The 13,111-nt window shown below is 62.8% G+C and carries 6 protein-coding genes; 2 read left to right on the top strand and 4 right to left on the bottom strand.

The genetic code is table 11. The features are described from left to right. Positions 1-85: 85 nt before the first annotated feature. A complete protein-coding gene (locus tag ACX3P0_RS06295) occupies positions 86-1,036 on the bottom strand; it encodes a DMT family transporter (protein WP_459087330.1) in 951 nt (316 codons plus the stop codon). Further along, positions 1,033-3,333 (bottom strand): xanthine dehydrogenase family protein molybdopterin-binding subunit, encoded by a 2,301-nt coding sequence (locus ACX3P0_RS06290; protein ID WP_459087328.1) that lies wholly within the window; start codon positions 3,331-3,333, stop codon positions 1,033-1,035. Before ACX3P0_RS06290 ends, ACX3P0_RS06295 begins: the two co-directional genes overlap by 4 nt. 150 nt (positions 3,334-3,483) lie before the next feature. Between ACX3P0_RS06290 and pepN the strand changes: the two genes are divergently transcribed. Beyond that, a complete protein-coding gene (gene pepN, locus ACX3P0_RS06285) occupies positions 3,484-6,132 on the top strand; it encodes an aminopeptidase N (RefSeq protein ID WP_459087326.1) in 2,649 nt (882 codons plus the stop codon). Between the two features lie 192 nt (positions 6,133-6,324). Beyond that, positions 6,325-8,637 (top strand): PAS domain-containing sensor histidine kinase, encoded by a 2,313-nt coding sequence (locus ACX3P0_RS06280; RefSeq protein WP_459087324.1) that lies wholly within the window; start codon positions 6,325-6,327, stop codon positions 8,635-8,637. 71 nt (positions 8,638-8,708) lie between these two features. On the opposite strand, the gene ACX3P0_RS06275 is transcribed toward ACX3P0_RS06280, so the two are convergent. Both ACX3P0_RS06275 and ACX3P0_RS06270 read right to left on the bottom strand, forming a co-directional pair. Continuing rightward, positions 8,709-11,654: a bifunctional [glutamine synthetase] adenylyltransferase/[glutamine synthetase]-adenylyl-L-tyrosine phosphorylase gene (locus ACX3P0_RS06275; RefSeq protein ID WP_459087322.1), complete on the bottom strand. Its 2,946-nt coding sequence runs from the start codon at positions 11,652-11,654 to the stop codon at positions 8,709-8,711. After that, positions 11,654-13,108, bottom strand: a complete 1,455-nt coding sequence (locus ACX3P0_RS06270) for a sensor histidine kinase (protein WP_459087321.1) — start codon at positions 13,106-13,108, stop codon at positions 11,654-11,656. The genes ACX3P0_RS06275 and ACX3P0_RS06270 overlap by 1 nt, the downstream gene beginning before the upstream one ends. Between the last annotated feature and the right edge of the window lie 3 nt (positions 13,109-13,111).

Below are 13,111 nucleotides of genomic sequence, written 5' to 3'. Positions count from 1 at the left end.
TGACGGACGCATAGTGGCGATCTATCTCTTTGTTTGAGCATCGGGTTTACCGAAAACCGGTAACCACTTTTCGGCCCGATGCTGATCAGCCTTGCAGCGACGTCGCCTTGCGGGCGCGCCTGCGCTCAAGGCCAAGCTGGCGCTCGCGCAGGATAATGAAGATGCCCGCCGCAACGACGATGAGGCCGCCGACCAGCATGTAGAGGGTCGGCACATCGCCAAAGACGACGTAGCCGACCGCGATGGCCAGGATCATCGAGGTGTATTCGAACGGCGCGACGGTCGATACCTCCGCGTGACGGTAGGCGGTCGTCATGAATATCTGCGCGATGCCGCCACAAAAGCCGGACCCGACCAGCAGCGCCGCCTGGGTCGGCGTGAGCATCTGCCACCCGAAAGGCAGCGACAGCAGCGACAGCACGCTCGCCATCAAGGAAAACCAAAGGACGATGGTGGCGGTCTTTTCGCTATACACCAGATTGCGCACGAGGATGGCGGCGACGGCCGAACAGCCGGCACCGACTAATGCCGCCATGACGCCCAGCACTTCCTGGTCGCCCAGCGCCGATCCGGACCCCAGCAACGTCAGTTCCGGCCACGAGATGATGACCACGCCGACGAGGCCGACAACGACGGCGCTCCAGCGATAGAAACGGATCTGCTCGCCAAGGAACAGCGAACTGAACACGACGATCAGCAGCGGTTGCGCATAATTCAGGGTGATCGCGTCGGGCAGCGGAAGGCGGGTCAATGCAAAAAACGTGAACCCCATGGAACAGACCCCGATCACGCCACGCGCGACGTGGCCCATCGGGCGCTTGGTCACGAGGGCGGTGCGCAATTCGCGCTTGAAGCCGAGGAACAGCAGGATCGGAAAAATGGCGAAGAAGGAGCGGAAGAACACGATCTGACCGGCCGGCACCGTGCCGACGGCCTTGATGAGCGACGACATGACGACAAAGATCGTCACGGACATGATCTTGAACGCGATTGCCGTAAGTGCGCCCCCTGCACCGGGGGCAATGCGTTCTGTCAATTTGCCTTCGAATCCCCAATCGCTGCCCAGATGCGCGACGGCGTCGTCGGCATCTCGATATGCCCTATGCCATAGGCGCGATAAAGCGCGTCTGTCACCGCGTTAAGGGCTGCCGGCGTGGAGCCGATCGTGCCGGCCTCGCCTGCACCCTTTATGCCAAGCGCATTGGTTGTGGAAGGCACGTTGCGCGTCTCGAAGTGGAAAAACGGAAGCTGGTCGGCACGAGGCATGGCGTAATCCATGAAACTCGCGGTCAACAACTGGCCGTCGTCGCCATAGACAGCCCCCTCGCTCAAGGCCTGGCCGATGCCCTGCACCACGCCGCCATGGACCTGGCCCGCCAGCAGCATGGGATTTACGGTGACGCCGAAATCGTCGACCACCGTATAGCGGACAATTTCCGTGCCGCCGGTATCGGGGTCGATCTCGACCTCGCAGATATGCGTGCCGTTCGGATAGGTGCATTCGTCCTGCACGAATTCGCCAAACCCCTTCAAATCCTCGGGCGCCTTCGCGGCCTTGGCGATGGCGGCAAAATCGATCACGCGGTCGGTGCCGACAATGCGGGCGACGCCGTCCGCCAGTTCCATGTCGCCGGCGGAGGCTTCCAGTTCGTCGGCGGCGATGCGCTTGATCTTTTCGGCAAGGTCCTCGCCGGCGCGCGAAGCCGAAACCCCGCCCAGCGGGATCGAGCGCGAACCGCCGGTGCCGCCGCCGGCCTTCAACTCGTCGGTGTCGCCCTGGCGGACGTGGATCCTGTCGATGGCGAGATCGAGCTTTTCCGAGATGAACTGCGCATAGGCCGTGGCATGGCCCTGCCCGTTGGTCTGAGTGCCGATCTTCAGGGTCACGCTGCCGTCACCGTTCAGTTCGACGAAGGCGGGCTCCGAACCGGCAAAGGCGCAGGCCTCGATATAGGTCGCCATGCCGATGCCGCGGATTTTCCCCTGCGCTTTCGAGTGCGCCAGGCGGTCGGGAAACCGGTTCCACTCCGCGCGTTCCATGGCGAAATCCATATGCCCCTCGAACTCACCCGTGTCGTATAAACGGCCGGTCTGGGTGCGGTAGGGAAGCTGGTCGGGACGGATGAAGTTGCGGCGGCGTATCTCGTCTGCCGTCAGGCCGAGATCGCGGGCGCAGGCATCCACCAGCTTTTCCAGCAGGAGCGCTGCTTCCGGGCGGCCAGCGCCGCGATAGGCATCGACCGGGCAGGTGTTGGTGTAGACGCCGGTCACGGAGACGTCGATGGCTTCGATGTCATAGAGGCCGGTGGTCATGGTAACGCCGATGACGGGGATCATTGGCCCGTATTGTGAAATGTAGGCTCCCATATTGGCGGCGAGGTCTACCCGTAGACCAAGGAACCGGCCGTCCTTGTCGATCGCCATCTCCGCCTTGACGGCATTGTCGCGGCCTTGCGCGTCGGTCAGGAAGTGCTCGGTGCGGTCGCCGGTCCATTTCACCGGCTTTCCCAATCGCCGCGCCGCCTCCAGGACAAGCGCATATTCCCGATAGACGAAGGCTTTCGTGCCAAAGCCGCCGCCGACATCCGGGGTGATGACGCGCAGCTTCGCCTTGTCGATCCCGAACACCCCGGCCAGTATCGTCTGCATGGAATGCACGCCTTGGGAACCCGTGGTCAGCACGAAGCGGTCGTCGGCCCATTCGCCGATTGCGGCGCGGGCCTCCATGTAGTTGCAGATAAGGCGGTTATTGGTGAATTCGATGCGCGTGACACGAGCGGCGCGCGCGAAGGCGGCATCGGTCCGGGTCTTGTCGCCGAGATGATGGCTGAATGCGCGGTTGGACCCCAATTCCGGCCACACCAGCGGGGTTTGCGGGTCGAGCGCGGTCGCCGTGCCGGACGCGGCGTCCTCGCCATCATAGTCGATCTCGATCAGTTCGGCTGCGTCCTGCGCCAAGGCACGGCTTTCGGCAACGACGAAGGCAACGGCGTCGCCGACATAGTTGACGCGGTCGCGGCACAGGATCGGGATGTCGCGCGTCGGAGCGGTCGTCCCGTCTGGCTGTTTCGGCATCGCGGCAGATTTGAGGTCGCCCAAATGAGCAAGATCGCCGCCCGTCAGGACAAGACGTACGCCGGGCGCCGATTTCGCAGCCTCAATGGAGCGTACCTTGAAAGTCGCCTTGGCGATCGGCGAACGCAGCACATAGCCATGCAGCGTGCCCTGCGGCTGCACATCGTCGGTGTAGCGACCCTGCCCCTTGATGAAGGCCTGGTCTTCCACACGGCGCACGGAAGCACCCATTCCGAACTTCGGTGTGACGATGGTCATGGTGGCCTCGCGATGTTTGGAGAACGAGGTCCTCAAATAAGCGGCGCTGGAGTTTTGTCGAGGGGCGGTTTCGTGTAAAGAGCGCGAACGTCGAGTTTGTTGGACCAGCGGAACCGCCGCAGATGTCCGACACTACCGGGAAACTACCGCATGCGTACTGATATCGGCCAGGTCTTCAAGCTGGAGGACTATCGTCCAAGCGACTATCTGATCCCGCAGACGGATCTGACGTTCCGGCTTTCGCCCGACAAGACCAGCGTCGTTGCGCGCCTCACGGTCGAGCGGCGCGACGGCGTTGCGCCATCCGCTCCGCTTGTGCTGCATGGCGACGGACCGATGCTGCTGCTGCGCGTCGAAGTGGATGGCGTGGCGGTGGCGCCTCAGGACTACGCGGCAACGCCGGAAGACCTTACCATCTCCAGGCTGCCGGAGGCACATCGTTTCACGGTTCTGCTGGAAACCCGGCTCGCTCCCTCGCAAAACGAAACCCTGATGGGTCTTTACCGCTCAGGCGGCGTCTATTGCACGCAATGCGAAGCGGAAGGGTTCCGGCGGATCACCTATTTTCTCGACCGCCCGGACATTCTTTCGGTCTATACGGTGCGCATCGAGGCACTGAAAAGCGAAGCGCCGCTGCTCCTGTCCAACGGCAATCCTGTCGAGAGTGGCGATCTTGGAGGCGGCTGGCACTATGCCGTCTGGCATGACCCCTTCCCCAAGCCGTCCTATCTTTTCGCGCTCGTCGCCGGCGATCTCGGCCATGTCGGCGACCGCTTTGTCACCTTGTCGGGCAAGACGGTCGAACTCGGCATCTATGTCGAGCATGGCAAGGAGAAGCTCGCTTCCTACGCCATGGATGCGCTGAAACGATCGATGAAATGGGACGAGGAATCGTTCGGCTGCGAATACGATCTCGATGTCTTCAACATCGTCGCCGTGTCGGATTTCAACATGGGCGCGATGGAGAACAAGGGCCTCAACGTGTTCAACGACAAATACGTGCTGGCCGACCGCGAGACGGCGACAGACGCCGATTTCGCCAATATCGAGGCGATCATCGCGCATGAATATTTCCACAATTGGACAGGCAACAGAATCACTTGCCGCGACTGGTTCCAGCTTTGCCTGAAGGAAGGGCTGACGGTTTTCCGCGACCATGAATTTTCGGCCGACCAGCGCTCGCGCGCGGTCAAGCGCATCGCCGAGGTGCGCACGCTGCGCGCCCATCAGTTCCCGGAAGACCAGGGGCCGCTGGCGCATCCGGTGCGGCCGCGCCGCTACCGCGAGATCAACAATTTCTACACGGCAACCGTCTACGAGAAAGGCTCGGAGGTCGTGCGCATGATCCGCATCATCCTCGGGCCGGAGACGTTCCGGCAGGGCATGGACCTGTATTTCCTGCGCCATGACGGCGAAGCCGCAACGATCGAGGATTTCATCAAGGTTTTCGAGGACGTCTCGGGGCGCGACCTGTCGCAGTTCGGGCTCTGGTATCATCAGGCCGGCACGCCCAATGTCACGGTCGGTTCGACCTACAATCCCGCCGCGCAGCAATTCGTCCTCGAAATCGAGCAATCGGTGCCGCCGACACCGCTGGAAAGCCGCAAGCGGCTGATGCACATTCCGCTGGCCTTCGGCCTGGTCGGCCAGAACGGGCAGGATTTGAGCTACTCGGCCGTCGAAGGCGCCACCGTCGAAAACGGCGTCATCCATGTGCGCAAGCGCCATCATACGGTTCGCTTTTCCGGCCTGACGGAACGGCCCGCCGTCTCGCTCAATCGCGGTTTTTCAGCACCCATCACGCTTGCGGTGGAACAAAGCGCCGACGACAAGTTCTTCCTCGCCGGCAATGACAGTGATCCCTTCTCGCGCTGGCAGGCCTTCAACACGCTGCTGACCGATGCGCTGATCGGGGCGTTCCGCCAGATACTCGGCGGCAAGAAGCCTGCCTTTGCCGGTCGCCTGACGGGCCTCGCGGGCAAGATCGCCGGCAATGAGGCGCTGGAGAATGCCTATCGGGCGTTGGCGCTGACGCTGCCCGGCGAAGCCGACATCGCCCGCGACATCGGCAAGAACATCGACCCGGACGCCATTCTCTCCAGTCGCGATGCGCTGGCGCTGGCGGTAGCCCGAGAGAATGAGACGATCTTTACCCGGCTCTACGAGAGCCTGCACGACAAGGGCGCATTCAGTGCCAGCGCGCAAGACGCCGGACGCCGCGCGCTGCGCAACGTGCTGCTCGACTATTTGGCGCTGCTTCCGGGCGGGACGAAGCTGGCGCTCGGCCATTTCCACGGCGCGACCAACATGACGGACCGGGCCGCAGCCCTCACCGTGCTGGCGCACCGCCACCATGGTTCGCCCGAGGCGACAGAGGCGCTTGCCGCCTTCGAGAAACGCTATGCGTCCGATCCGCTGGTCATGGACAAATGGTTCCAGATCCAGGCCAGCGTGCCGGGACCGCAGGCCGTGGAGAGCGTGCGGGCGCTGACTGCCCACCCCGCCTTTTCGATGACCAATCCAAACCGCCTGCGCTCGCTGGTCGGCACGTTTTCCGGTGCCAACCAGACCGGTTTCCACCGCGCCGACGGCGAAGGCTACCGGCTCTTCACCGAAACGGTGCTCGATGTCGAAAAGCGCAATCCGCAAATGGCCGCGCGCCTCGCGACCGCCCTGCGATCGTGGCGCTCGCTGGAGCCGGTGCGGCAGGAAAAGGCGCGCGCTGCCCTGCTTTCGATCGCCAATGCCGAAAACCTGTCGGCGGATTTGAGGGACATCGTCGAGCGCACTTTGGCATAGAAGGCCATTACCGGGCCATTTGCCTCGCCATATCGGGCCTTCGGTCGGCTAAATCACGCTATTTTAGTCAATTTTTAATCTTTTTTGGCCGCACCCCTAGACAAGGCGAATCACCTTTGATTCTTTAGTGACGATTCGGGCGTGCGGCGTTGCCGGATCGTGGGACAGCTAGATTTCGGGGAGAGCCATTTCATGGCCAAGGCGGACGCGTGGGGCGCGCCCGGGGGGACACGTTTTGAGCGGCGCAACGCGTCGGGCAAGGGGCGTCTTATCGGCAATATGCGGCTGATCGCCGAACCTGCCTATCGCAAACTGCTGGCGGCCGAGCCGCTGCTGCGCCGGCTGATCCCCACGCTCATCATCACCTTCCTGATTGTCGTCGCGGCCCTGCGCGTCATGTCGCTGATGACCTTGCACGACGAGGTGGCGCGCAACGCAAACTCCATCCTCGCGCTCTCGGCCAGCGAATTGGCGAACAGCGATGTCGACGAAGCCGGCGGCGCGAAAAACCTCGTCGAGCGAATTGCGCGCCAAGGGGCAGTCAGCAGGGATCACGTGCTGGTGGTCATGGACGGTTCGTTCAAGGTCACCGCCGTTACGTCGCAGGCCGGCGAGTGGCAAGGGCGGTCGCTCGACCGGATCGTATCCGGCGGGCAGGCGCTTTTCCTTTTCGGCGAGCGTGCCGGCGTCATGAACGTCAAGATCGGTGCGCAGGACTGGTTTGCCGCGGTCAAGCTGAAGGAAGGGCACGCCGGCGCGGTCGCGGTGCTTGTTCCGCTGGAAGCCGTCTTTGCCGAATGGCGCAAGACCGTTTCGTTGAACGTGCTGCTGTTCGTGCTGACGGCTGGCGTGCTGATGGTCATCCTCTACGCTTATTTCAGCCAGGTCACGCGCGCGGAAGCCGCCGACCGCATCTATCTCGAAGCGCATCAGCGCATCGACATGGCGCTGGTGAGGGGCCGCTGCGGCCTGTGGGATTGGGACATGGCGCGCGGCAAGATGTACTGGTCGCGCTCCATGTACGACATGCTCGGCTACAAACCCTGCGACAGCATGCTGTCGTTCGGCGAAGTCGACGATATCATCCATCCGGAAGACGGCGACCTGTTCGATCTCGCCAAGCGGATCGTGAGCCGGGAAATCGATCACATCGATCAAGTGTTCCGCATGCGCCATGCCGACGGCCAGTGGGTATGGATGCGCGCCCGCGCCCATGTCGTCGATCCGGAAGCGCCGGAACTGCAACTGATCGGCATCGCCGTCGACGTCAGCGAGCAGCGCCATCTGGCCATGCGCTCGGAGGCGGCGGATTTGCGCCTGCGGACGGCCATCGAAAATATCAACGAATCCTTCGTTCTGTGGGATTCGTCCCAGCGCCTCATCATGTGCAATTCCAAATACCAGCAGGACAATGGCCTGTCCGACCGCGACGTCATGCCCGGCGCCTTGCGCGCCACCCTGGAGGAAAAGATGGTGGCTTTCGCCTCCGAGCGGCGGCTGGCCAATGTCCACGGGCCGCGCGGCGGCGCCACTTATGAGCGGCAATTGGCGGACGGGCGCTGGTTGCAAGTCAACGAGCTTCGCACGCGAGACGCCGGCATGGTGTCGGTCGGCTCCGACATCACCCAGATCAAGCAGCATCAGGAAAAGCTGGTCGACAGCGAGCGCCGCCTGCTGGCGACGATCCACGATCTCAGCCTCGCACGCCGCTCCGAAGAGGAGCGCTCGCGCGAACTCGTGGAACTGAACAGGAAATACATGAAGGAAAAGGAGCGGGCCGAAGCCGCCAATCAGGCCAAGTCGGAATTCCTCGCCAACATGTCGCACGAACTGCGCACGCCGCTCAACGCCATCATCGGCTTTTCCGAACTGATGGAGCAGGCGCTATTCGGCCCGCTCGGCTCGGAACGCTACGATGAATACGCAACCGACATCAATTCGAGCGGCAAGTATCTCCTCGGGGTCATCAACGACATTCTGGACATGTCCAAGATCGAGGCCGGCCAGTTCTCCATGGAGAGCGAAGAGATCGATCTTTGCCCGCTCATCCGCGAAACCGTTCGTGTGATTTCCCTGCAGGCGGCGGAAAAATCGATCACCGTCGAAACCCGCATCGCCGATACCATGACGTTGGTCGCAGACCGGCGCGCCATCAAGCAGATCGTCATCAACCTGTTGTCGAATGCGGTAAAATTCACGGGCCAGGGTGGGCACATAACGGTGCGGGCGCGCAACGCCTCCGGCGCGCTGACGCTGACCATCGAAGACAATGGTTGCGGCATCCCGAAAACGGCATTGGGCAAGCTTGGACGACCGTTCGAGCAGGTGCAAAACCAGTTCTCCAAGAACCATGCGGGCTCCGGCCTTGGCCTGGCCATCTCGCGCTCGCTGGCGGAACTGCACGGCGGCGCTCTGAAAATCCGCTCGACGGAGGGAACCGGAACGATCGTTTCGGTACGCATCCCCGTCCGCAAGGCTTCGCGCGCGCTAAAGGCTGCGGCCTGACCGCTTCCTAGAGTTGCCATCTGCTCGCTTGAGCATGATCTTGTCCGAAAACCGGTTCCCACTTTTCGGGATCATGCTCTGAGCAGCCGGTCGAAATGCCGGCGGACCATTTTCGACGTATCCTTCAGATGCGCTTCCAGCACGCTGAAATCCGGCAGGTCGGTCACGGCTAGCAAAAGGTCGGCCAGGCCGGGCGGAACGTCGTCGCGGTCGAAGCTGCCGGTCAGGCAAAGCCGCGTCATCTGCGTGAGAGCCAGATAGAGAACATAGGCGTCGCAAACCTCTCGCTTCGTTGCGGTATCCGCGAAGTCCGGCGCAAGACGGGCCAGCGTCTCCCCGGTTCCGGTGGCGAGCCCCGCCCCTTCGATCCGGCCGGTGATGACCGCCACCTGTGCGATGAATTCGAGGTCGATGAGGCCGCCGGGGATCAGCTTGATGTCCCACAGGTCGCGCGGCGGCTTTTCCTCCTCGATCATAGCGCGCATGTCGGATGCTTCGGTCATCACCTTTTTGGCATCGCGCGGCAGCGCGAGTAGGGCTGCGACCTCGGTCTCCACCGCATCGCGCAGGGACCCATCGCCGGCAATCGTTCGGGCGCGCGACAGCGCCATATGCTCCCATGTCCAGGCGTCGCTGCGCTGGTATTTGCTGAAAGCGTCGATATGGGTGGCTACCGGCCCCTTGTTGCCGGAGGGACGCAGGCGCAGGTCGAGTTCGTAGAGCACACCTTCCGCTGTCGGGGCGGAAACGGCGGCGATGAGCCGCTGCGTCATCCGGCTGAAATAATAGGAAGGAGACAGTGGCTTTTCGCCGTCCGACTCTTCGGCCTCCGCATCGTGATCGTAGAGCAGGATCAGGTCGACGTCGGAGCCGGCGGTCAGTTCGCGGCTGCCGAGCTTGCCCATGCCCAAAAGGGCGACCCTGCCACCGGCAACGCGGCCATGCCGCACAGCAAATTCCGCAGTCACCGCCTGCAAGGCGGCATCGATGGTGAGGTCGGCCAGGTCGGAAAATGCCCGGCCCGCGCGTGCCGGATCGATCGCGCCGGCAAGCAGCCGCACCCCGATCAGGAATTTCTGCTCCGAAGCAAAGATACGCAAGCGATCGAGTTTCTCCTCGTAGAGCCTGTCGCCTTCGAGAAAGGCTGCGAGCCGTGCCGAGAGATAGGCGCGATCCGGTAGTTCTTTCAGAAGGCCGGGGTCGAGCAATCCGTCGAACACATGCGGCTGGCGCGTGATGATCGCCGCCAGACGGGGGGCCGCGCCCATGATCGTGGCCAGAAGCTTGAGCAGCGCCGGGTTGGATTGCAGCAGGGAAAAAAGCTGGATGCCGGCCGGAAGCCCCGCCAGCAATTCATCGAAGCGCATCAGCGCCTCGTCGGCGCGGCGCGTCTTGCCGAAAGCCTGCAACAAGGCCGGCGTCAACTCCGTCAGGCGTTCGCGGGCTTCTGCCGAACGGGTGACGCGGTAGCGCCCGAAATGCCAACTGCGGATAACGCGGCAGATGTCGCTCGCGCGCTGGAAGCCGAGGCCGTTCAAGGTCTGGAGCGTATCCGGGTCGTCGACATCGCCGGTGAATACCAGGTTTCCGATACCGGCCGAAAGCTCGGGTGCGGTTTCAAAAAGCGCCGCGTAATGCCGTTCCACCTGCTGAAGTGCTGCTTGGAACTCGGCTGAAAACGTCTCGGCGCCGGCAAAGCCCAGCATATGGGCGATCCGCTCCAGCCCCTCGTCGCTTTCCGGCAGGATGTGGGTCTGCTCGTCGGCGACCATCTGGATGGCATGTTCGACGCGGCGCAGGAACCAGTATTGGCGGGTCAGCGTGTCGCGCGCCTCCGACGTTATCCATCCGCGCGCCGCAAGCTCTGCCAGCATCGGCACGGTTTGGCGGCCACGCAATTCAGGAAATCGTCCGCCGGCGATAAGCTGCTGGGTCTGGACGAAAAACTCGATCTCTCGAATGCCGCCGCGGCCAAGCTTGACGTTATGGCCCTTCACCGCGATCTCGCCATGACCCTTGTGCGCATGGATCTGCCGCTTGATGGAATGGACGTCGGCGATGGCCGCATAGTCCATGTATTTGCGCCAGATATAGGGCTGGAGTTCCTTGAGGAAGGCAGCGCCCGCCTGGAGATCGCCGGCAACCGGCCGCGCCTTGATCATGGCGGCGCGTTCCCAGTTCTGGCCCCGCCCCTCATAATAGTTCAGTGCCGCTTCGACCGGGATGGCCAAAGGAGTCGAGCCGGGATCGGGGCGCAGCCGCAAGTCCGTGCGGAACACGTAACCGTGTTCGGTGCGGTCATGCAGGATGCGGACCAGCCGTCTTGTCAGCCGCGAAAACAGTTCGGTGGCGTCGAGCGGGTCGACAATCGCCGGGGCCTGCGGATCGAAGAAAACGACGAGGTCGATATCCGACGAGAAGTTGAGCTCGTGCGCACCGAGCTTGCCCATGCCGAGCACGATCCAGCCCGATTTTTCCGACGGGCGGTAGGGATCGACAAGATCGAGCTTTTTCTGCCGGTGGGCGTCGCGCAGCAGGAAATCGACGGCCGAGCGGACGCAGCCATCGGCAAGGTCGCTCAACCGGTGCACCGTGACGACGGTATCGGCCTCGCCTGCCAGGTCGGCCAGGGCAATCAGGAAATGGGCTTCCGCCTTCCAGCCGCGCAAATCCCGCATCAGGCTTGATTCGGACACGTCCGGCGCGCCCGATGCGCTGGCGATGACGGACAAGATGTCGGCCAGCCTTTCCTCGACAGACTGATCGAAAAGCGCTTCCAACATGGCCGGACGGCGGCGCGCCAGGTCACGCAGAAAGGGCGACAGGTCGAATACTGCCGCGAGGAATGCGGCGGACGGCGTCTTGCCTCGCAGCAATTTTGCCAGGCGATGGCATTCTTCGTCCTTCGCGGCGGCAGTTAATTCGGACAGTTCTCGGACCGCCCGCGCACCGTCCAGCGGCGCAAGCCGGTTCACTGGTACAAGACACCAGCCGTCTTCAACACCTGCCACCGCCATCAATGATCCGTTCTTTCGGGGAAGCTCATGACGACGGATAATCCGGGATTGCCCGCTAAAAGGTCAAGCCGTCCATTGTGAAACTTCATGATCGCCTTGGCGAGGCTCAGCCCCAAGCCTGACCCCGGCTGGGAACGGCTTTTCTCGAGGCGCACGAAGCGTTCGGTCGCACGGTCGCGGTCGGTATCGTCCGGGATGCCCTGGCCATTGTCGGCAACGGTCAGCTTCACCTGTCCATCGCGGTGTTCAAGCGTAACCCGAACGACCGGCCCGGCGGTGGCATCGACGGAATATTTGATCGCATTGTCGACGATATTCGACAGCGCCTGGCCGATCAGTTCACGGTTGCCGTCAACCGCGATCGCTTCGGGGGCAACCGTCTCTATCGTGACGCCAGCCTCTTCGGCCACCGGCTCGTAAAGCTCCACGACATCGGCTATCGCAGCAGCCAGATCCACCCTCACCGTGCTTTCCGACGAATAGCCGGCCTCAAGCCGCGAAATCATCAGGATGGCATTGAAGGTCTTGATGAGATGATCGGACTCCCCGATCGTCCCCTCCAGCGCCTCGCGATAATCGGCGACCTTGCGCCTGCCCGAAAGGGCAGCTTCCGCGCGGTTGCGCAGCCGGGTGAGCGGCGTTTTCAAATCGTGCGCGATATTGTCGGAGACCTGCTTCAGCCCTTCATTGAGCGCGGCAATCCGGGCCAGCATGATGTTCAGATTCTCGGAAAGCCGGTCAAACTCGTCGCCGGCACCCGTTACCGGCAGCCGGCCGGCAAGATCGCCGCCCATGATGCGGCGGCTGGCTTCAGACACGCTGTCGATGCGCTTGAGGGCTGCTCTTCCGACAAAAAACCAGATGAGGATGGCCCCCAGGCCCATCATGCCGAGCGCCAGCGTGAGCGCGCGCCGGATGACTTCGCGGAAGCGCTCCGGTTCGCCGAGATCGCGCCCGACCAGCATGATCATCTGGTTGGGCAGGCGCAGCACCAGCGCAATGGCGTTGTGTCCTTTTTCGCCCGCCGCTTCGACATTGTTCTGGTCGGGCGAGGCATTGCGTTGCCGCTCCAGTTCGCCCTCGCCAAAGCGCCGGTATGAGAACGGACGCGACGTCCAGCCCTCGGTTTCAAGAACCCCCGGCTCCAGGCTCTGCACGTTTCCGGTAAGTATCTGGCCGTTGGTATCGGCGATCAGGTAGAGATTGGCGCCCGGCTGACGCGAGCGCTGTTCGACCACCCGAACCAGAATAGGCAGGCCGCCGCGCTGATAGGCGCGGGCAAGACCCAACACCTCTTCGTTGATCGTTTCCTGCGTCTGCCCCGTCAACATGCGCGCCGACAGCGACGTCATGTAGAAAACCAAAAGGACCGCACAAATCGCGAAAAGCAGCAGATAGAGGGCTGAAAGCCGTGCAGCCGTCGTTCTCATGATGGCGGGCACGGACAACGCCATCGC

Source organism: Mesorhizobium sp. A556, from assembly GCF_054489545.1.
This window is presented reverse-complemented; position numbering and strand designations above follow the sequence as displayed.